We start from the raw sequence: 19,158 nt of genomic DNA, 5'->3' as shown, positions 1-19,158 counted from the left end.
TCTATGATTAAGCATGCATTCATAGGGAAGATCAGCAATGCGCAAAACCCGACTCGCTCTCGTCATCGCTCTCGCCGGAGGGCTCGCCGCCTGCGGTGAATCCTCCAGCCTGCAAGTTTCCGACGGCACTGGACCGTCACCGAAACTGCCTGAACCGAACAAAACCCTGATCCCGACGGTGAACATCGCCCCAGCGGTCGGCTGGCCTGCAGGTGGCAAACCGACCGCCGCAGCCGGTACGCAAGTGGCTGCATTTGCCGAAGGCCTCGATCACCCACGCTGGCTCTACGTGCTGCCCAACGGTGACGTATTGGTGGCGGAAACCAACGCGCCACCGAAACCGGATGACAGCAGCGGTATTCGCGGCTGGGTGATGAAGAAAGTCATGGGCAAAGCCGGTGCCGGCGTGCCAAGCCCGAACCGCATCACCCTGCTGCGCGACGCCGATCACGACGGCGTGGCCGAGACCCGCACGGTGTTTCTGCAGAACCTCAACTCGCCGTTCGGCATGACCCTGGTCGGCAACGATTTGTACGTCGCTGACACTGATCGCCTGCTGCGCTTCCACTACGAACCCGGTGCGACGGAGATCAACACACAGCCGATCAAGGTTACCGACCTGCCGGGCGGTACGCTGAACCATCACTGGACCAAGAACGTCATCGCCAGCAAGGACGGTAGCAAGCTCTATGTCACCGTCGGCTCGAACAGCAATGTCGGCGAGAATGGTCTGGATAAAGAGGAAGGTCGCGCCGCGATCTGGGAAGTGGATCGCGCCACGGGCAATCACCGGATCTTCGCCTCGGGCATTCGTAACCCCAACGGCCTGGCGTGGGAGCCCACCACAGGCGCGCTGTGGACAGCGGTCAACGAACGTGACGAAATCGGCAGCGACTTGGTGCCGGACTACATCACCTCGGTCAAGGACGGTGGCTTCTATGGCTGGCCTTTCAGCTATTACGGTCAGCACGTGGATGTGCGGGTGAAGCCGCAGAATCTGGATCTGGTGGCCAAGGCCATCGCTCCGGATTATGCCGTCGGCCCGCACACCGCCTCGTTGGGCCTGACCTTCGCCGAGGGCAACAACTTGCCCGCGCAGTTCAAGGAAGGCGCGTTTATCGGCCAGCACGGCTCATGGAACCGCAAACCGCACAGTGGCTATAAGGTGATTTTTGTACCATTCACCGCCGGCAAGCCGAACGGAGCACCGGTGGATGTGCTGACCGGCTTCCTCGACAAGGACGAGAACGCATTGGGCCGCCCGGTTGGCGTAGTGATTGACCAGCAAGGTGGTTTGCTGGTGGCCGATGATGTGGGGAACAAGGTGTGGCGGGTGTCGTCCGCCAAGTAACTTGGGCTCGCCACAAAACAACTGTGGGAGCGAGCCTGCTCGCGAATGCGGAGTGTCAGCATCCATTGAGTTGACTGATACACCGCTTTCGCGAGCAGGCTCGCTCCCACATTAGGATTGCTGCGATTTTTTACTAGGGGTTATGCGCCAGATGCTCCGGCTGCAACACCCGCTTGGCACTCAGATACGCCTTCTGCCAATACGCCTTCGACAGGCTGTCCAGCTTCACTGTGCCGCCGGTGGCTGGCGCATGCACGAAGCGACCTTCCCCCACGTAGATCCCCGCATGGCTGACCTGAGAGCCGCCGTTGGTGGCGAAGAAGATCAGGTCGCCGGTCTGCAACCCTTCCTTACCCACATTCGGCGCCTGCATCACGATCATCTCGCGGGTGGAGCGCGGCAGGGAGATGCCGGCGGCATCGCGGTAGACGAAACCGATCAGACCGCTGCAATCAAACCCGGAGTCTGGCGTGTTGCCGCCCCAGCGATAGGGCGTGCCAACCAAGCCCAGCGCGCGAAACAGCACATCCTCAGCAGCGGGCGAAAAAGCTTGGGAGGGCCCGAACACCACCGGAGCGCGTACCACGGGCGCAGGCGGCGGGGTGCGGCTGGCGCAGGCGCTGAGCAGCGCTGCAAAGAAAATCAATGTGAGGCGGGCCGACATCGTCATAAGCAGAACATCCTGATCTGGCTGCGGCTTTCTCTGCCGAATGGACAGAAACAAAACCGCCTGCGGAGCACGCAGGCGGTTTGCCATCAATATAGATACAGGATTCTAGCGGCTACACGGCAAACTTCAAGTAAGACTTTAACTTCACCTTGTAAAGTCTAGGTCTACTCCCTTGCCGGGATCCGTTTTTGTCGCCACGGACGTGGCGACAACGGGGAATTACTTGCGAGCGGTGACCACGGTCGGTGCCATCGCGAGGGCGCGCTTGGCTTCGATGAAGGTCTTGCTCCAGTAGCTGTCACCCAGGCTGTCGATGCGGACACCGCCGCTGCGACGGCTGCTGGAGTGAATGAACTGGTTGTCACCCAGGTAGATCCCGGCGTGGCTTACACGACCGCGACGACCATTGGTGGCGAAGAACAGCAGATCGCCCGGCTCAAGATTACCGCGCGAGACCAGAGGCGCATCCACGTTGATCATTTCGCGGGTGGAGCGCGGCAGATTCATGCCGGCTTCTTCGCGGAACAGATAACCGATGAAACCGCTGCAGTCAAAACCGGCTTCAGAGGTACCGCCGAAACGGTAACGGGTACCGATCAGGGACATGCCGCGTTCGAGGATGCTGTCGGCCAGAACCGGAAGCTCGTAGGGCTTCTTGCCGTTGAAATCGGCGAGTTCTTTTTCGGTGGCCAGCTCTTCCTGGTAAATAACGGAAGACTGGGCAGTGGCAGAATTTTTAACCTGTTGAGGCTGCTCTTGAACTGGAGAATGAGCAGCGCAACCGAACAACAGGGTGACGAGTGCGAGAGGCACGAGGGGTGCGAAGCGATTTAGCATGGGCACGACCGTGGCTGAAGTTGTAAAGAAGCCGAGACTATGCCCGCTATCGGCCTCATTTGCAAATTCAATCGATCTTTTTGTGACTTCCCGGTTTCTCGTTTACATCTAAGCGCTTAAGCCCATTTGACTCGATACGCAGTCTGCACCCCGTGCGGAAAAGCGGATTTTCTGGCGCCTGAAATACGTCGAAACCGCCTGAAACCTGCGGATTTCAAGGGCTGCACTACCAGCCGAGGGTTTCCTTCAGGAACGGAATGGTCAGCTTGCGTTGCGCCTGCAACGAAGCCTGATCCAGCTGTTCGAGCAGGTCGAACAATGCACTCATGCTGCGGGTGCCACGGGTCAGAATAAAGTGTCCGACTTCATCGGTCAGGTGCAGGCCGCGTCGCGAAGCACGCAATTGCAGGGCACGCAATTTGTCTTCATCGGAAAGCGGGCGCATCTGGAAAATCAGCGCCAGCGTCAGACGCGATTTGAGGTCTGCCAGTTTCACCGGCAGCTCGCGAGGCGAGGTTGAAGCGGCAATCAGCAAGCGTCGACCGCTGTCGCGCAGACGATTGAACAGATGAAACATAGCCTCTTCCCAGTCCGGCTTGCCGGCAATCACCTGCAAGTCATCGAGACAGACCAGTTCATATTGTTCAAGGTTGTCGAGAATTTCGATGCCGCGATCCATCAATTCGGCCAGCGGCAGGTACACCGCCGGCTCACCCATCTGCTCAAAACGCAGGCAAGCCGCCTGCAACAGATGCGTACGCCCTACCCCATGCTTGCCCCACAGGTAGATCAGGCTTTCGGTCCAGCCGGCGTCGGCTTCGCATAGGCGCTCGACATAGCCGAGTGCAGCGGCATTGGCGCCTGGGTAGTAGTTGATGAAGGTGGCGTCGTCACGCAGACGCACACCTAGGGGCAGCTGAATCGGTTTCATGCTGACTGAACAGTTCTCAAGGAACCGTTAGTGGCCTCTGTGTAAAGTTTGCGAAGTTTATACCCGTGAAGCTGAGCGCACAATGCGACAGACCTCAAGCAAAATCAAAGGTTTGCGTTAACACGCTGGTTTTATGACAGTTTCTCTGACGCGGCGCCGAACGAACTCACCGCAAAACACGGGCCAACCCGGCGCAATGCCGGGCCACCCGTGATCGGATCACAGCTCGGGCTCATCGGTCCCGCTGTAAATATCCGAGTCCTTGTACAAATCGTGCACGTGACGCACCAGCACCATGATCACCGCCGCCACCGGTAGTGCCAGCAGCACACCGGTAAAGCCGAACAGCTCGCCGCCGGCCAGAATCGCGAAAATCACCGCCACCGGATGCAGACCGATCCGGTCACCCACCAGCAAAGGCGTCAGCACCATGCCTTCGAGCGCCTGTCCGACCATGAACACCGCCACAATCCCGATCATCGGATACAGATCACCACCGAACTGGAACAAGCCGGCAATCAGCGCCGCGCCAATCCCGATCACGAAGCCCATGTACGGCACGATGGCCGCCAGACCGGCGATCAGGCCGATCAACAGCCCCAGTTCCAGCCCAACGATCATCAGACCTGCTGCGTAGATTACGCCCAGCGCCAGCATCACCAGCAACTGCCCGCGCACGAACGCGCCGAGCACCTCGTGGCACTCCCCCGCAAGCGAGACGATGGTTTCTTCACGATCACGCGGCAACAGGCTGCGGATCTTGGCCATCATCACGTCCCAGTCGCGCAGCAGATAAAAACTCACCACCGGGATCAACACCAGATTCGCCAGCCAGCCGATCAGCGCCAGGCTCGAGGCCGTGGCCTGACTCAGCACCACACCGACGATGTCGGTGGTCTGCCCCATGTGCTCGCTGATCGCGGCCTTGACCTTGTCGAACTTCCAGAAGCCATCCGACAGCCCCAGTTTCGACTGCGCCCACGGCAACGCCGTGTGTTGCAGCCAATCAAGCATCTGCGGCGCCAGTTCGTACAAGCGCAGCAACTGCTTGGCGAGCATCGGTACCAACACCAGCAACAACGTGGTGACAATCAGGGTGAACAAGGCAAACACCGCGATCACGCCCCAGGTTCGCGACAGACCCAGCCGTTCCAGACGATCCACCAGCGGATCGAACAGGTACGCCAGCAGCAACGCCACCAGAAACGGCGTGAGGATCGGGTGCAGCAACCAGACAAACGCGCAAAGCAGGACTACCCCACCGAGCCAGAACCAACGCCGCGTATCGGCCATGTATCACTCCTGCTTCTATATAAGGAAAGACTTACCAGCGAAACCGCAACGAAGGCGCTATCGGTGCAGGCGCTGGAGCCGCAACAGGCGCCGCACCTGCGACGGCTGGCTGCGGCACTGGCACTGGCACTGGCACTGGCGTCGGAGCTTCGGCCGGCAACTCCTGCAACTTCGCCAGCGACAATTGCGCGCGCAACTGATCGGCACTGCCGTTGACCCGATACACGATGCGATCACCATCGACACTTTGCAGACGCACACCGAACGGTTCGAGTAACCGCAGCAGCGAGGCGTAATGCTCAAGATTCATACCCTGCACTTCCAGAGTCTGTTGACCCGAAGCGCCAGGCCTGGCGACAAAGCGCGGCGCCAGACGCTCCGCTACCGCCAGCATCACCGCATCGGCCACGGCAGCCTGATCGGCGCCCTGCACACTGCCGGCCTCTTTCTGATCGCCCAGCCACAGATGCCACTTGGCCTGCCACTGCCCGCCCTCTTCGTGCGCATGCACCGCCAGCAAGGCATCTGCGCCGTAACGCTCCGAAGCCCCGCGCAATGGCGCGGGATCGGTGCCATCCAGCACCGGCGCGGTGGCCACCAGTTGCTCACTCAGATCCGCCAGCGGCAAACGCAAGGGCAAACCACGATGCTGAGCCGCCGCACGCAGTGGTGCCGCCGCTGCCTGACCGTCGCCGACCAGGCTCGAACCTTCAGTCGAATCGTTCAGCCACCAACTCAGGATCGACGGCCGGCTCGCGCCCCACAGCGACAATCCCGCACGACGCAGCGCCTGCTCAGTGGTGGCCGGGTCGAAATCGACTTTCAGCACTTCCGGTGGCCCGGCATCAAAACCGAACTGGCTGATGATCTGCTGCGGGTCTTTGCGAATCGTTGCCAACCCTGGATTTTGCACCGCCTTCGGGTCGCCGGTCAGGCGCAATACCAGCGTATCCAGCGCCGCCTGCGTGGCGCGATCGCGCTCTTCCGGCGCCTGGCTGCTGACCGGCTGACGCACTTGATAGAGACCTTTGAGGTTTTCGGCATGACTCGCCAGGCTGACCACGGACAAACAACCCACAACCAACAATTTACAAAAACGCATGGAAAATTCCCGTCGACAGGAGCGGCTGGAACAGGCCGCGTGAACCGGTTAAGCAAGGCTGTGACAATCTGCCATCGCAAAACATTCACACGGCGGCGGTAAGTTTTTGCACAGGGATAACGATAGACGGTTAATCGGTACACCTTATACAGGCAGCCACCCGGCACAATTGCAAAAAATTTCCGCTGATTATGCCCCTGCCCGTCGGCGCGAGGATGGCCGCTGCCCCTCAAGCCTGATAAAATCGCGCGCCTTCGCAGACCGGCAACAGCCGGGCACCCCGAAATTCGCGTGAGGCCATCGCCCTCTCGATTTCGATGTTCCCGCTGAACTCGGTCGTTACCCCTGAATCCCCTCCCCTAAAGGCCTGGATCATGAGCAAGCAACCCTCCCTGAGCTACAAGGACGCCGGTGTAGACATCGACGCCGGTGAAGCATTGGTCGAACGCATCAAGAGCGTCGCCAAGCGCACTGCGCGCCCGGAAGTCATGGGCGGCCTGGGCGGTTTCGGCGCCCTCTGCGAAATCCCGGCCGGCTACAAGCAGCCTGTGCTGGTTTCCGGCACCGATGGCGTTGGCACCAAGCTGCGCCTGGCGCTGAACCTGAACAAGCACGACAGCATCGGCCAGGACCTGGTCGCCATGTGCGTCAACGATCTGGTGGTGTGCGGCGCTGAACCGCTGTTCTTTCTCGACTACTACGCCACCGGCAAGCTGAACGTAGACGTGGCCGCCACCGTCGTCACCGGTATCGGTGCAGGCTGCGAACTGGCTGGTTGCTCTCTGGTTGGCGGCGAAACCGCTGAAATGCCTGGCATGTATGAAGGCGAAGACTACGACCTGGCCGGCTTCTGCGTCGGCGTCGTGGAAAAAGCCGACATCATCGACGGCTCGAAAGTCGCCACCGGCGACGCGCTGATCGCCCTGCCATCGTCCGGCCCGCACTCCAACGGCTACTCGCTGATCCGCAAGATCATCGAAGTGTCCGGCGCCGACATCGAAACCGTTCAGCTCGACGGCAAGCCGCTGACCGACCTGCTGATGGCCCCGACCCGCATCTACGTGAAGCCGCTGCTCAAGCTGATCAAGGACACCGGCGCAGTCAAGGCCATGGCCCACATCACCGGTGGCGGCCTGCTGGACAACATCCCGCGTGTTCTGCCAAAAGGCGCTCAGGCCGTGGTTGACGTGGCCAGCTGGACTCGCCCGGCGGTCTTCGACTGGCTGCAGGAGAAAGGCAACGTTGACGAGACCGAGATGCACCGCGTATTGAACTGCGGCGTTGGCATGGTCATCTGCGTGGCTCAGGAACACGTTGAAGTCGCCCTCAACACCTTGCGTGACGCTGGTGAGCAGCCTTGGGTCATCGGCCAGATCGCTGCCGCTGCCGAAGGCGCTGCTCAAGTCGAGCTGAAAAACCTCAAGGCTCACTGATGTCCCAGACCTGTGATGTCGTGGTGCTGTTGTCCGGCACCGGCAGTAACTTGCAGGCTCTGATCGACAGCACGCGGACCGGCGACAGCCCGGTCCGCATCGCCGCGGTGATTTCCAACTGCGCCGACGCCTACGGCCTGCAACGCGCCAGTGACGCGGGTATCGCCACCCGCTCGCTGGATCACAAGGCCTTCGAAGGTCGCGAGGCCTTCGATGCGGCCCTGATCGAACTGATCGACGAATTCAACCCGAAACTCGTGGTGCTGGCCGGCTTCATGCGCATTCTCAGCGCTGATTTCGTGCGTCACTACCAGGGTCGCCTGCTCAATATCCACCCGTCGCTGCTGCCCAAATACAAAGGGTTACACACTCATCAGCGGGCGCTCGAGGCCGGCGACGCGGAACACGGCTGCTCCGTGCACTTCGTCACCGAGGAACTCGATGGTGGACCACTGGTCGTACAGGCAGTAATACCGGTAGAGTTGCACGACACGCCGCAGACACTTGCGCAGCGAGTGCATGTCCAGGAACACCTGATCTACCCGATGGCTGTACGCTGGTTTGCCGAAGGCCGACTGGCACTCGGTGAGCAAGGTGCTTTACTGGATGGCCAGTTACTCGCGGCCAGCGGCCACTTGATTCGACACTAGGAGATTTTATGCGTCGCGCCCTGCTCTTCGCTTGTGCTCTGCTCGCCCTGCCCTTCGCGCAGGCGGCAGACCTTCAACCGTTCTCCGCGAGCTACACCGCCGACTGGAAACAGTTGCCCATGAGTGGCACCGCTGAACGCAGCCTGACCAAGGAAGCCAACGGCGTCTGGAAACTCAGCTTCAAGGCGTCGATGATGATCGCCAGCCTGACTGAAGAAAGCACCCTGACCCTGGACAAGGACACCCTGCTGCCGCAGTCCTACCACTTCGAACGTGGCGGTCTGGGCAAGGCGAAAAAGGCTGACCTGGACTTCGACTGGAACAGCAAGATGGTCACCGGCACCGACCGTGGCGACGCGGTGAAAATCCCGCTGAACCGTGGCATGGTCGACAAGTCGACCTATCAACTGGCGCTGCAACACGACGTCGCCTCCGGCAAGAAGACCATGAGCTACCAGGTGGTCGATGACGGTGAAGTCGATACCTATGACTTCCGTGTACTGGGTGCCGAGAAAGTCGACACCAAGGCCGGCAAGATCGATGCGATCAAGGTCGAGCGCGTGCGCGATCCGACACAAAGCAAGCGCACCACCGTGCTGTGGTTCGCCAAGGATTGGGATTACCTGCTGGTCCGCCTGCAACAGGTTGAAACCGACGGCAAGGAGTACAACATCATGCTCCAGGACGGCACGGTCAACGGCAAAACCGTTAAGGGCAGCTGATCCGCCGCTACAACAAAAAGCCCCGCAGATGCGGGGCTTTTTTGTGCCTGCAGTTTTCGCGACGACACATATCCCCTGTGGGAGCGAGCCTGCTCGCGAAGGCGTCAGTTCAGCCGACATGTTTGTGGCGGATACACCGCTTTCGCGAGCAGGCTCTCCCACAGGGTTCAGCTCGATCATCAAGGGTCAGATCAGACCGAAAATCTGGCCACCATATTGTTCAAATCCACCGCCAGCCGCGACAACTCCTGGCTCGCCGCACTGGTCTGATTAGCCCCGGCAGAAGTCTGCGTCGCCAGATCGCGAATATTCATCAGATTGCGGTCCACCTCACGCGCCACTGCCGCCTGCTCCTCCGAGGCACTGGCAATCACCAGGTTGCGCTCGTTGATCAAGGTGAACGCCGAGGCGATTTCCTCCAGTGCCTCACCCGCCGCCTTCGCCAGTTCCAGCGTTGAATTGGCGCGAAGGCTGCTCTGCTGCATCGAATTGACCGCCGAATCGGTACCCTGCTGGATACCGCCGATCATCTGCTCGATTTCCTGGGTCGATTGTTGGGTGCGGTGCGCCAACGCGCGCACTTCATCGGCCACCACCGCGAAGCCGCGACCGGCATCGCCGGCCCGCGCTGCCTCGATCGCAGCGTTTAGCGCGAGCAGGTTGGTCTGCTCGGCAATCGAGCGGATCACATCCAGCACCTTGCTGATGCCGTGAACCTTCTGCGCCAGATCCTCCACCTGCGTGGCATTCGACGTGACGTCATCTGCCAGGGATTCGATTGACGTCACGGTCTGCCGCACCTGCTCGCGACCACGCTGGGCGATGCGATCAGACTCGCGTGACGCCTCGGACGTCGCCACCGCATTGCTCGCCACTTCCTCAACGGCAGCCGTCATCTGATTGACCGCCGTGGCGGCCTGTTCAATCTCCAGGCTCTGCTGGTGCAGCCCACGTGTGGCGTCTTCGGTGACGCAACTCAGCTCCTCCGAAGCCGAAGCCAACTGACTGGACGACTCGGAAATCTGCCGGATGGTGTCGCGCAGGTTGTGCTGCATGCTTTTCAGCGCCTGCAGCAGCCGCGCCGGTTCGTCCTTGCCGGAGATATTGATATCGCCCGTCAGATCGCCACCGGCCACCACTTCCGCCACGCCCAGCGACTGCGTCAGAGGCAGCACGATGCTGCGGGTCAGCAACAGCGCCAGACCGATGGTGATCAGTGCAGTGATGCCGATCATCACCCCGACCCACACCCGAGAATTGATGAAGACCAGGCGCGCCGCTTCGGTGGCAAGGTTGGCGTTGTGCTTGTTCAGCTCGACCAACTCTTTCAGAGTGACCGCCATGTCGTCGGCCAACGGGCTCATCTCACCGTTGAGAATCGCCGCCGCCTCCTCCACCCGATTCTGCGCGGACAACTGCATGACTTGCGCCTGAAACTCCAGATACTGGTGCTCGGCGACTTTGAAGCGGTCGAACAACTTGCGCTCTTCGGGCAGCACGATCAACACGTCATAGCGTTGCTGGGCTTCGCTCAACACGCCGCGCAGGTCATTGAGCTTGGCGACATTCTGCGCCAGCGCCTGCGGATCCCGATTGAGCAACAGACGCATGGTCAGCGCACGCAGGCGCAGCATGTCCTGACTCATCTCGCCAACCGCCATCACACTCGGCAGCCAGTTGTTGTCGACCTCATCCGACTGGGCGCGCATGTTCGCCATTTGCAGCAAGGCGAACGCCCCCAAGGCAAACACCATCAAGGCCAACACACCAAAACCCAGGCCGGCACGCGGCGCGATATTGAGACTACGGATGCTCATTACTCTGGTTCCTTCCAAAAGCGCTGCATCAACCCTGCAGCTGGTTGCTCTAGAAGGTATCGGCCCGGCGCAAATTTGCGTAAGACCAAAAGGTGATATCAAAAGGCCTTGATACTTCGAACCCTCGGCATTAACGATTCAGCGCGGTTGACCGGACTTTGCTGCTGTTCGCGGCAATATCGCCAGGAAGTTATCCCGGGCGACTTTACGCGCCACGTCTTCGGGCAAGGCATCAAGGAACGGCGTGAAACTGCGCATTTCCTCACCGAGCTTGTTGAATCGGCCTACAACATCCGAACCCAGCATGAAGCGCTCAGGGTATTTCTCCACCAATGCCAGCCATTGCGCACGCGGCTTGCCCTGCTCATCCAGCAGATACGGCGTGAGCATGCTCCACGACAGATCGATGAACAGATTCGGGTAAGCCTCCAACATCCGGCTGACGGTGGGCAGAAGGAATTCCAGCTGCGTCTGGTGCCGATGGATCTCCGCACTGGTGCCGGCGTGCGCCCAGATGAACCGGGTGTGCGGGTGATTTCGCAGCGGTTCTTCGACTTCCTTCAGGTACAGCGGATTTTTCTCACGCTTGGAGGTGATGTTGGAATGCAGCATCACCGGCAGATCGTTTTCGGCAGCCAGGTGATATATCCGCTTCATCGCTTCGTTATTGGCCCGAGGGGTATCGCCAGCGGTCAGTGCCGTCAGGTCATCATGGCGGGTGAACACTTCGCCGATACCCTGCCACAGCCCCGGATACAGATCGAGCAGGCGCTGGATGTGTGCGGCGGAGTTCTTGTCGTTAGGGTTGAAGCCCGAGAGGAATGGGTGAAAGTGCAGACGCTGCTCCGGCGTCAGTTTCTGCACGGCATCGGCAACGATCATGTCGGTGGCGCTGTACCAGTAGGCGTCGGCGTCATCACCGGCGTAATAGCGCGGACGTTTGGGTTCGTCTTCATGCCATTTCTTCGCCACGGGAATGCCGGAAATCATCACGTGGTCGATGGAATTGTCCTGCATGGCCGTGAGCAATTTCGCCATGCCGGCGGTTTCCTGGAAAAAATCCACGTAGTGCAGGTGCGCATCGCTGTAAGTGTAATCACGGGCGCTGGCGCTACCGGCAGATGCCAGCAGGCAGGCAAGACTCAAACGAAACAAGGACACAAGTAATCTCCGACAGGTAGGCATAGCCTAGACCCTGAGCCGGACACAAGGGTTCATCCTGCAGGAAAGTGGAACGCGCCTCCTTAGGAATGCTCTATAACTGCAAGGTCTTTTTTGATCGCACGACTTTTTCCTACTGCCAGTGAGGTTGCCATGACTGTTACCGTCAATACCGTCTCCGCCGAAGGTTTTCGTCACACCGTACAGATCGATGACCACGAATTGTTTGCCGACGTGCCGAAGTCTGCCGGCGGCGAAGGCTCGGCCCCCGAGCCACACGACTACTTCGATGCCGCGCTCGGTGCCTGCAAGGCCCTGACCCTGAAAATGTACGCGAAGAAGAAAGACATCCCGCTGACCGGCGTGGGTGTCGAGGTCAAGCGCGACAACAGCGAAGAGCAGAAAGGCAAATACGCCCTGCATGTGACGCTTACCCTCAAGGGCGTCCTCACCGATGCCCAGCGTGAAGAACTGCTGCGCGTCGCCGATCGCTGCCCGATTCACAAACTGATGACCACCAGCGACGTCAGCATTGAAACCCACGCTCCACAAGGCTTCGACAGCCAGTAATCACCCTCTTGCCAGCGGCGGGTTATGCTTCTGGCATCACCCGCTCAGCCTGGAATGCACCATGGACACGCAACCACTGATCATCCGCCCGCGCGCCGAAGACGTCGAAGGCCAGCCGATCCTGCGCCCGCTGCCGTCAGCCAAATGCCGCAGCGTCGGGCCATTTGTATTTTTCGACCACATGCTCGAGACGGTTTATCCGACGGGCAAAGGCATGAACATCCGACAGCATCCGCACATTGGTCTGTCGACCTTGACCTACCTCTTCGAAGGGCAGATCCAGCACAAGGACAGCCTTGGCTCCAATCAGGTGGTCAGCGCCGGCGATGTCAGCTGGATGACCGCCGGCAGTGCGATTGCCCACGTCGAGCGCACGCCCGAGCCGTTGTGGGCGCAAAGCTTCACGATGCACGGCTTGCAGATCTGGCTGGCTTCGCCCAAGGATCATGAGCAAGGCCCTGGGCATTACAGCCATCACCCGGCCGCAACCCTGCCGGTCAGCGACAACCTTGGCGTGCAGATTCGGATGATTGCCGGGTCAGGCTTTTGCCTGGAATCACCGGTACCGGTGCTTTCTCCTACGCTGTATGCCGAAATAAAAATGCAGACCGCGACTACACTGCTGATCCCGACCGAGCACGAAGAACGCGCGGTGTATGTGCTGAGTGGCGATGCGCAGTTGAATGGCGAACCCCTCGAGCCCCACGCACTGGCGGTGTTGCCGGGCGGGGAAGCGATGAGTCTGTTTGCCGAAAGCGGTGTGCACGCGGTGGTGTTTGGCGGCGCCGCACTGGACGGGCCACGGCGGATCAACTGGAATTTTGTCGCGAGCGATCCGGCGGCGATCGATGAGGCGCGACGAAAGTGGGCGGTCGGGGATTGGCCGACGGTGCCGGGGGAAGTTGAGCGGATTGAATTGCCTTAGCTCTGTGTCGCCTGTTAGTCAGCCATCGCTGGCAAGCCAGCTCCCACAGGTTTAGCGCCGGACAAATATCCAGCAAACGAATCGAACACTGTGGGAGCTGGCTTGCCAGCGATGAGGCCAGATCAGGCACCGACCGAGTCAATGCCTGACTGCACAATCAGCCGTTGAACACTTCTTCCAGCAAATCATGCATCGACTTGAACGCACGCTTGGCGGTCTTCGCGTCGTACATCATCTTGCCTGGCACATTGGCATGCGGATCGGTAAATGAGTGCACCGCACCGCCGTAACTCAGCAACTGCCAATCGACCTTCGCCGCGTTCATTTCATCTTCGAACGCCGGCAATTGCTCTTTCGGCACCAACGGGTCGGAAGCACCGTGCAGCACCAGCACCGAGCCCTTGATGTTCTTGGCATCCGCCGGATTCGGCGAATCCAGCGTGCCATGGAACGACACCGCCGCCTTCACCGGCGCACCGGTCCGCGCCAGATCCAGCGCGCAGCAACCACCGAAGCAGAACCCGAACACCGCCAGTTTTGAGGTATCAACCGCCGCCTCACCCTGCTTCTGCAACTGCTCGAACGCCGCCTGCATGCGCTTGCGCAGCAGTGCGCGGTCGTTCTTCAGCGGCATCATCGCCGCGCCGGCCTCGTCAGCATTCTGCGGACGTACTGTTTGCCCGTACACGTCAGCAATCAATACCACGTAACCCTTGGCCGCGACCGACTTGGCGATCTCCTCGGCACCGGCGCTGACGCCCATCCAGTTCGGCGCCATCAACAGACCCGGGCGCGCGCCCTTGTGCTCGGCGTCGAACGCCAGACGACCTTCATAGGGCTGACCATCCAACTGATAGACCACGGAACGAACAGTAACTTGGCTCATTTCTGACTCCTGATTAGTTAAACACCAGAATGAAAAAACCCGCCGAAGCGGGTTTTTCTACATCGTGATTAGGCTGACAGCTCAACCAGCAGCTTGTTCAGACGGGTCACATAAGCGGCCGGGTCTTTCAAGCTTTCGCCAGCCGCCAGAGCGGCCTGATCGAAGAGGATGTGCGACAGGTCGCCAAAACGCGCTTCGTTCTGCTCGCCATCGAGTTTCTCGATCAGCGGGTGGCTCGGGTTGAATTCGAAGATCGGCTTCGACTCCGGCACTTTTTGCCCGCTGGCTTCGAGGATCTGGCGCATTTGCAGGCCCAGGTCCTGTTCGCCGATGGCCAGAATGGCTGGCGAGTCGGTCAGGCGGTGAGAGACGCGAACCTCGGCAACGGAATCGCCCAGCGCGGTTTTCAGGCGCTCGACCAGACCTTCTTTGGACTTGGCGACTTCTTCTGCAGCTTTCTTGTCCTCTTCCGAGTCCAGGTTGCCCAGATCGAGGTCACCGCGTGCTACGTCGACAAAGGTCTTGCCGTCGAACTCGCTGAGGTAGCTCATCAGCCACTCGTCGATACGATCGGTCAGCAGCAGCACTTCGATGCCTTTCTTGCGGAAGACTTCCAGGTGCGGGCTGTTCTTGACCTGCGCATAGGTTTCACCGGTGAGGTAGTAGATCTTGTCCTGACCTTCCTTGGCGCGCGCCAGGTAGTCCGCCAGACCGACGATCTGCTCGCCGTCACCTTCGGTGGTCGATGCGAAGCGCAGCAGACCAGCAATTTTTTCCTTGTTGGCGAAATCTTCTGCCGGGCCTTCTTTCATGACCTGACCGAAGTTTTTCCAGAAGCCCTTGTATTGCTCAGGCTCGTTCTTCGCCAGTTTTTCCAGCATGTCCAGCACGCGCTTGGTCAGCGCCGACTTCATCGAATCGATGATCGGGTCTTTCTGCAGGATTTCCCGCGACACGTTCAGCGACAGGTCGTTGGAATCGACCACGCCTTTGATGAAGCGCAGGTACAGGGGCAGGAACGACTCGGCCTGATCCATCACGAACACGCGCTGCACGTAGAGCTTCAGGCCTTTCGGCGCTTCCCGCTGGTACAGGTCGAACGGCGCGCGGGCCGGCACGTACAGCAACGAGCTGTACTCGAGCTTGCCTTCGACTTTGTTGTGGCTCCAGGCCAGCGGGTTTTCAAAGTCGTGGGCGATGTGTTTGTAGAACTCCTGGTATTCCTCGTCCTTCACTTCAGTGCGCGGACGGGTCCACAGGGCGCTGGCGCGGTTGACGGTTTCCCATTCAACGGCTGGTTTCTCTTCGCCCTCGGCAGCAGCCACTTCTTTCGGCAGCTCGATCGGCAGCGCGATGTGGTCGGAGTATTTCTTGATGATGTTGCGCAGACGCCAGCCATCGGCGAACTCGTCTTCACCAGACTTCAGGTGCAGGACGATGCGGGTACCGCGCTCTGGTTTGTCGATGGTGGCGACTTCGAACTCGCCCTCGCCTTTCGACGACCAGTGCACGCCTTCGCTGGCAGGAGTGCCGGCGCGACGGCTGTACACATCGACTTTGTCCGCCACGATGAAGGCGGAGTAGAAGCCGACACCAAACTGGCCGATCAGGTGCGAATCTTTCTTCTGATCGCCCGAGAGATTCTTCATGAAATCGGCGGTACCGGATTTGGCGATGGTCCCCAGGTGGGTGATCACATCGTCACGGTTCATGCCGATACCGTTGTCTTCGAGGGTGACGGTCTTGGCGTCCTTGTCGAAGCTCACACGGATTTTCAGTTCAGCGCCACCTTCGAGCAATTCCGGCTTGGCCAGAGCTTCGAAGCGCAGCTTGTCGACAGCGTCAGAGGCGTTCGAGATCAATTCGCGAAGGAAGATTTCCTTGTTGGAATACAGCGAATGGATCATGAGGTGCAGCAGTTGCTTTACCTCGGTCTGGAAGCCCAGGGTTTCCTTTTGAGTTTCCACACTCATGGTCATCAAACTCCAATCAGATGGCAGTGGCCGCGACCCGGAGGGTCGGCGGCGGGTTGTTCACTGAGTTGGGGGCAGCGTTCAGGATTTCAAGGGCTCATCGATTTTGAAGTGTGCACGGGCGGTGGCGATCGGTTCGCTTTCGGTACTTTGCCATGCCGTAATCGCGACGTTGGCCACACGCCGGCCCTGGCGGCAGACCTGACATTTGGCCCAGGTGTCGCGAAACTGCCCGGCGCGCAGGTAATCCAGGGAAAAATCGATGATCTTCGGCACCCCGGGCGCTCCGGTGAAGATCAGCAAATGCAACGCGGCTGCCAGCTCCATGAATCCGGCGATCACCCCGCCATGGATCGCAGGCAATAAAGGGTTACCAATGTTGTCCTTGTTCGCCGGCAGCTTGAACAGCAGGTCATCACCGACTCGCGAGCATTCGACGCCGATCAGCCCGGCGTAGGGAATCATCTGCAGCAAAGGCGCGTAATCGCCCTGAGCGTGAGCCAGCAGCAGTTGTTGCTTCCAGTCATCGCTCATCGAAGTTCTCCTTTGATCCTGCCGCCAAATCCCTGGGTGCCTTTCAGCCCCTTGCCCATGCGCATGAAGGTGCCAACAACATGGGCTATGGGTTGCTGCGGGTCGTCCTGATAGGCAAAACCGCGGGCGAAGATCACATCGGTGGTGACCCGATAACACTCGGCGAAACCGTAGACGTCCTTGTTCGGCTCTGCGGCGTGCATGTAGTCGATGCGCAGGTCCAGGGTCGGGCAGACTTCGAATTCCGGCAAAACGCACAACGTGGACATGCCGCATGCGGTGTCCATCAGCGAAGTAATCGCACCGCCGTGGATGACCCCGGTTTGCGGATTGCCAACGATTTGCGCGCTGTACGGCAGCTTCACTGTCAGCCCTTCGCTGCTGGCGCTGTGCACCGTCAAACCGAGCACCTGACAATGGCGCAGGGCGGAGAGAAAGCGTGTCGCGCGCTCAAAAACGGGGTTTTCAGCCATTTGATAATTACTCTCGTTAGAGCCTTTTGCCAGTAGTAAGCAATACGGCAAAAGTTCCACTGAAAAACAAACTTATATATCTGAACAAAATGAGGAACTTAACCTTTGGCGCTGCGCTCTTAAGGCCAGTAGTTATTTTCCATAAGGAGAAACACCCCATGCGTAAGACTTTAGCTATTGCCTTGATGTTGACCGCTTCCCTCGGTCTCGCTGCCTGCGATAAAAAATCCGAGGACAAAGCTCAAGATGCCAACCAACATGCTGAGCAAGCTCAGCAAGACATGAACAAAGCTCAGGATAAAGTGAACGACGCAGCAAAAGAAAACGCCGAAGCTGCCAAAGCTCAGGCTGAATCGAATCAAGCTGCTCAGGAAGAAGCTGCCAAGAAGCAATAATTGCGACTTGATGCAGAAAAAGAAAACCCGCCAAGTGCGGGTTTTCTTTTGCCTGTGATTTTTGGTCAGTCTTGGCTTAGAGGCTTTCTTAGAGCAATACGGTTCTAAAAGTCGGACTAATCATCAGCAACAAACTGCAGAGCAGGCCGACCAGCCACACCAGGCTGCGCAGGGATGGTTTATCCGCCAGATACAACCACACGTAAAGAACCCGCGCGATCACAAAGATGATTGCCAGAGCATCAATCAACCAGCCTTGGGTTTGCGTGGTGTGCGCCATCAGCACACCCACGGCGAACAGGATGAACGCTTCGATGCAGTTCTGATGCGCCGCCAGCGCCCGCGCGCCGTAACCAGTGAGTTGCGCCTGTTGTTGGCGCGGCAGGTGGTTGTTGTAACCGCCCTGCTCTTTCATGGCTTTAGCCACCGGCATACGCGCGATGTAGATCAACAATGCACTGATAAACACACACCAGAACGGAATACTCATCAAACAGCCTCTTTATTGGTTTCGGGCAATGGCGCCTCTGTAGGGGTATAGACCATCACATCGAGCACGTCGGAATGAAACTCGCGACGGTACAACACTAGAACCACACCGGCACTCATCAACATGAACAACCACGGGCTGACAAACCACGCCAGCATGCTCATGCCGAAGTAGTAGGAACGCAGACCGAAGTTGAACTGGTTGGCCGCCATCGAAATCACCCGTGCCGCCCGCAGTGCGAACGCCTTGCGCTCCTGCTCGGACACCTGGCGCTCGCCGATCATTGGCGCTGAGCCGACCAGTACCGCGGCAAAGTTGTACTGACGCATGCACCAGCTGAACGTGAAGAACGCATAGACGAACACCAGCGCCAGGCACAGCAACTTGATCTCCGACATGCCCTGCGATGCCTGTTGCACCATCGGGATATCCGCCAGCAACGACACGGCGCGTTCGGATGCACCGAGCACGGTCAGAATACCGGCAAGAATAATCAGGGTGCTGGAGGCGAAGAACGAGGCGTTGCGTTCCAGATTGCCAATCACGCTGGCGTCGGCGATGCGGTTGTCACGCAGGAGCATGCGGCGCATCCAGTCTTCGCGGTACAGGTGCAACACACTGGCCAGGCACGCGGTATCGCGGGCCTTCCACGACGCATAACGGGTGTAGCCGCCCCAGCAGATGACAAACCAGAGCGCGGCCAGCAGGTGGATCAGGTTGGCTTGGATGAACGACATGCAATTCCCTGTGAAGTATGGATGCTACCTGTGGGAGCGAGCCTGCTCGCGAAAGCGGCGTATCGCACAACATTGATGGCGGCTGACACAACGCTTTCGCGAGCAGGCTCGCTCTCACATTAAGACTTCGGCAACCTTTCGACGTTAGCTCGCGAAAAAAGACACTGCCAGACGCCCATAAAAAATGCCCCGTATCGATTGATACGGG

General features: G+C 59.3%; 20 protein-coding genes. 7 read left to right on the top strand and 13 right to left on the bottom strand.

Annotated elements, in window-relative coordinates; translation table 11 throughout:
- Positions 1 to 37: 37 nt before the first annotated feature.
- On the top strand, positions 38 to 1,351 hold the full coding sequence (locus tag GTQ41_RS08510) for a sorbosone dehydrogenase family protein (protein WP_047292871.1): 1,314 nt from the start codon (positions 38 to 40) through the stop codon (positions 1,349 to 1,351).
- Between the two features lie 133 nt (positions 1,352 to 1,484).
- On the opposite strand, the gene GTQ41_RS08505 is transcribed toward GTQ41_RS08510, so the two are convergent.
- The 5 genes from GTQ41_RS08505 to GTQ41_RS08485 form a co-directional block, all read right to left on the bottom strand.
- On the bottom strand, positions 1,485 to 2,021 hold the full coding sequence (locus GTQ41_RS08505) for a C40 family peptidase (RefSeq protein ID WP_034156233.1): 537 nt from the start codon (positions 2,019 to 2,021) through the stop codon (positions 1,485 to 1,487).
- Positions 2,022 to 2,240: 219 nt separating this feature from the next.
- Positions 2,241 to 2,858, bottom strand: coding sequence for a C40 family peptidase (locus GTQ41_RS08500; protein ID WP_041074354.1), 618 nt, complete (start codon positions 2,856 to 2,858; stop codon positions 2,241 to 2,243).
- A gap of 226 nt (positions 2,859 to 3,084) precedes the next feature.
- Positions 3,085 to 3,789: a DnaA regulatory inactivator Hda gene (gene hda, locus GTQ41_RS08495; RefSeq protein WP_025111852.1), complete on the bottom strand. Its 705-nt coding sequence runs from the start codon at positions 3,787 to 3,789 to the stop codon at positions 3,085 to 3,087.
- A gap of 219 nt (positions 3,790 to 4,008) precedes the next feature.
- Positions 4,009 to 5,082, bottom strand: a complete 1,074-nt coding sequence (locus tag GTQ41_RS08490) for an AI-2E family transporter (protein WP_041074356.1) — start codon at positions 5,080 to 5,082, stop codon at positions 4,009 to 4,011.
- 31 nt (positions 5,083 to 5,113) lie between these two features.
- A complete protein-coding gene (locus GTQ41_RS08485) occupies positions 5,114 to 6,184 on the bottom strand; it encodes a DUF2066 domain-containing protein (RefSeq protein WP_047292869.1) in 1,071 nt (356 codons plus the stop codon).
- Between the two features lie 374 nt (positions 6,185 to 6,558).
- On the opposite strand from GTQ41_RS08485, the gene purM reads away from it, so the two are divergent.
- The 3 genes from purM to GTQ41_RS08470 are packed head-to-tail and all read left to right on the top strand — an operon-like array spanning position 6,559 to position 8,989.
- Positions 6,559 to 7,617: a phosphoribosylformylglycinamidine cyclo-ligase gene (purM, locus tag GTQ41_RS08480; RefSeq protein ID WP_047292867.1), complete on the top strand. Its 1,059-nt coding sequence runs from the start codon at positions 6,559 to 6,561 to the stop codon at positions 7,615 to 7,617.
- Complete coding sequence (gene purN, locus GTQ41_RS08475; RefSeq protein WP_047292865.1) at positions 7,617 to 8,267, top strand: phosphoribosylglycinamide formyltransferase; 651 nt, start codon at positions 7,617 to 7,619, stop codon at positions 8,265 to 8,267. The genes purM and purN overlap by 1 nt, the downstream gene beginning before the upstream one ends.
- 8 nt (positions 8,268 to 8,275) lie before the next feature.
- Entirely contained in the window at positions 8,276 to 8,989 is a 714-nt protein-coding gene (locus tag GTQ41_RS08470) for a DUF3108 domain-containing protein (RefSeq protein ID WP_041074363.1), read from the top strand.
- Positions 8,990 to 9,180: 191 nt separating this feature from the next.
- On the opposite strand, the gene GTQ41_RS08465 is transcribed toward GTQ41_RS08470, so the two are convergent.
- A complete protein-coding gene (locus GTQ41_RS08465; RefSeq protein ID WP_047292863.1) occupies positions 9,181 to 10,806 on the bottom strand; it encodes a methyl-accepting chemotaxis protein in 1,626 nt (541 codons plus the stop codon).
- A gap of 138 nt (positions 10,807 to 10,944) precedes the next feature.
- Positions 10,945 to 11,967: an amidohydrolase family protein gene (locus tag GTQ41_RS08460; protein ID WP_196302420.1), complete on the bottom strand. Its 1,023-nt coding sequence runs from the start codon at positions 11,965 to 11,967 to the stop codon at positions 10,945 to 10,947.
- 153 nt (positions 11,968 to 12,120) lie between these two features.
- Between GTQ41_RS08460 and GTQ41_RS08455 the strand changes: the two genes are divergently transcribed.
- Complete coding sequence (locus GTQ41_RS08455; protein ID WP_047292859.1) at positions 12,121 to 12,537, top strand: OsmC family protein; 417 nt, start codon at positions 12,121 to 12,123, stop codon at positions 12,535 to 12,537.
- 61 nt (positions 12,538 to 12,598) lie between these two features.
- A complete protein-coding gene (locus GTQ41_RS08450) occupies positions 12,599 to 13,462 on the top strand; it encodes a pirin family protein (protein ID WP_047292857.1) in 864 nt (287 codons plus the stop codon).
- 157 nt (positions 13,463 to 13,619) lie between these two features.
- On the opposite strand, the gene GTQ41_RS08445 is transcribed toward GTQ41_RS08450, so the two are convergent.
- The 4 genes from GTQ41_RS08445 to GTQ41_RS08430 all read right to left on the bottom strand — a co-directional run bounded on the left by GTQ41_RS08445 (position 13,620) and on the right by GTQ41_RS08430 (position 17,328).
- A complete protein-coding gene (locus tag GTQ41_RS08445) occupies positions 13,620 to 14,348 on the bottom strand; it encodes a dienelactone hydrolase family protein (RefSeq protein ID WP_047292855.1) in 729 nt (242 codons plus the stop codon).
- 68 nt (positions 14,349 to 14,416) lie between these two features.
- On the bottom strand, positions 14,417 to 16,321 hold the full coding sequence (gene htpG, locus GTQ41_RS08440) for a molecular chaperone HtpG (protein ID WP_047293050.1): 1,905 nt from the start codon (positions 16,319 to 16,321) through the stop codon (positions 14,417 to 14,419).
- A gap of 81 nt (positions 16,322 to 16,402) precedes the next feature.
- Positions 16,403 to 16,855 (bottom strand): PaaI family thioesterase, encoded by a 453-nt coding sequence (locus tag GTQ41_RS08435; RefSeq protein ID WP_041074374.1) that lies wholly within the window; start codon positions 16,853 to 16,855, stop codon positions 16,403 to 16,405.
- On the bottom strand, positions 16,852 to 17,328 hold the full coding sequence (locus GTQ41_RS08430) for a PaaI family thioesterase (protein WP_047292851.1): 477 nt from the start codon (positions 17,326 to 17,328) through the stop codon (positions 16,852 to 16,854). The genes GTQ41_RS08435 and GTQ41_RS08430 overlap by 4 nt, the downstream gene beginning before the upstream one ends.
- 158 nt (positions 17,329 to 17,486) lie before the next feature.
- Between GTQ41_RS08430 and GTQ41_RS08425 the strand changes: the two genes are divergently transcribed.
- The gene (locus tag GTQ41_RS08425) at positions 17,487 to 17,723 is read left to right on the top strand and encodes a hypothetical protein (protein WP_007962865.1); all 237 of its coding nucleotides are present in this window, start codon (positions 17,487 to 17,489) and stop codon (positions 17,721 to 17,723) included.
- A gap of 88 nt (positions 17,724 to 17,811) precedes the next feature.
- On the opposite strand, the gene GTQ41_RS08420 is transcribed toward GTQ41_RS08425, so the two are convergent.
- The gene (locus GTQ41_RS08420; protein WP_047292849.1) at positions 17,812 to 18,213 is read right to left on the bottom strand and encodes an MAPEG family protein; all 402 of its coding nucleotides are present in this window, start codon (positions 18,211 to 18,213) and stop codon (positions 17,812 to 17,814) included.
- Positions 18,213 to 18,950: a DUF599 domain-containing protein gene (locus GTQ41_RS08415; RefSeq protein WP_047292847.1), complete on the bottom strand. Its 738-nt coding sequence runs from the start codon at positions 18,948 to 18,950 to the stop codon at positions 18,213 to 18,215. The genes GTQ41_RS08420 and GTQ41_RS08415 overlap by 1 nt, the downstream gene beginning before the upstream one ends.
- Positions 18,951 to 19,158 lie beyond the last annotated feature (208 nt).

Origin of the sequence: Pseudomonas sp. AN-B15 (genome assembly GCF_019056475.1) — a bacterium.
In the GTDB taxonomy this organism is placed as follows: Bacteria; Pseudomonadota; Gammaproteobacteria; order Pseudomonadales; family Pseudomonadaceae; genus Aquipseudomonas; species Aquipseudomonas parakoreensis.
Note: the sequence above shows the minus strand (reverse complement) of the source record. Positions and strands in the feature narration are given on the sequence as shown.

Coding starts and splice junctions, on each gene's coding strand:
- GTQ41_RS08510 (WP_047292871.1), top strand. CDS start 38: ATGCGCAAAACCCGACTCGCTCTCGTCATCGCTCTCGCCGGAGGGCTC.
- GTQ41_RS08505 (WP_034156233.1), bottom strand. CDS start 2,021: ATGACGATGTCGGCCCGCCTCACATTGATTTTCTTTGCAGCGCTGCTC.
- GTQ41_RS08500 (WP_041074354.1), bottom strand. CDS start 2,858: ATGCTAAATCGCTTCGCACCCCTCGTGCCTCTCGCACTCGTCACCCTG.
- hda (WP_025111852.1), bottom strand. CDS start 3,789: ATGAAACCGATTCAGCTGCCCCTAGGTGTGCGTCTGCGTGACGACGCC.
- GTQ41_RS08490 (WP_041074356.1), bottom strand. CDS start 5,082: ATGGCCGATACGCGGCGTTGGTTCTGGCTCGGTGGGGTAGTCCTGCTT.
- GTQ41_RS08485 (WP_047292869.1), bottom strand. CDS start 6,184: ATGCGTTTTTGTAAATTGTTGGTTGTGGGTTGTTTGTCCGTGGTCAGC.
- purM (WP_047292867.1), top strand. CDS start 6,559: ATGAGCAAGCAACCCTCCCTGAGCTACAAGGACGCCGGTGTAGACATC.
- purN (WP_047292865.1), top strand. CDS start 7,617: ATGTCCCAGACCTGTGATGTCGTGGTGCTGTTGTCCGGCACCGGCAGT.
- GTQ41_RS08470 (WP_041074363.1), top strand. CDS start 8,276: ATGCGTCGCGCCCTGCTCTTCGCTTGTGCTCTGCTCGCCCTGCCCTTC.
- GTQ41_RS08465 (WP_047292863.1), bottom strand. CDS start 10,806: ATGAGCATCCGTAGTCTCAATATCGCGCCGCGTGCCGGCCTGGGTTTT.
- GTQ41_RS08455 (WP_047292859.1), top strand. CDS start 12,121: ATGACTGTTACCGTCAATACCGTCTCCGCCGAAGGTTTTCGTCACACC.
- GTQ41_RS08450 (WP_047292857.1), top strand. CDS start 12,599: ATGGACACGCAACCACTGATCATCCGCCCGCGCGCCGAAGACGTCGAA.
- GTQ41_RS08445 (WP_047292855.1), bottom strand. CDS start 14,348: ATGAGCCAAGTTACTGTTCGTTCCGTGGTCTATCAGTTGGATGGTCAG.
- htpG (WP_047293050.1), bottom strand. CDS start 16,321: ATGAGTGTGGAAACTCAAAAGGAAACCCTGGGCTTCCAGACCGAGGTA.
- GTQ41_RS08435 (WP_041074374.1), bottom strand. CDS start 16,855: ATGAGCGATGACTGGAAGCAACAACTGCTGCTGGCTCACGCTCAGGGC.
- GTQ41_RS08430 (WP_047292851.1), bottom strand. CDS start 17,328: ATGGCTGAAAACCCCGTTTTTGAGCGCGCGACACGCTTTCTCTCCGCC.
- GTQ41_RS08425 (WP_007962865.1), top strand. CDS start 17,487: ATGCGTAAGACTTTAGCTATTGCCTTGATGTTGACCGCTTCCCTCGGT.
- GTQ41_RS08420 (WP_047292849.1), bottom strand. CDS start 18,213: ATGAGTATTCCGTTCTGGTGTGTGTTTATCAGTGCATTGTTGATCTAC.
- GTQ41_RS08415 (WP_047292847.1), bottom strand. CDS start 18,950: ATGTCGTTCATCCAAGCCAACCTGATCCACCTGCTGGCCGCGCTCTGG.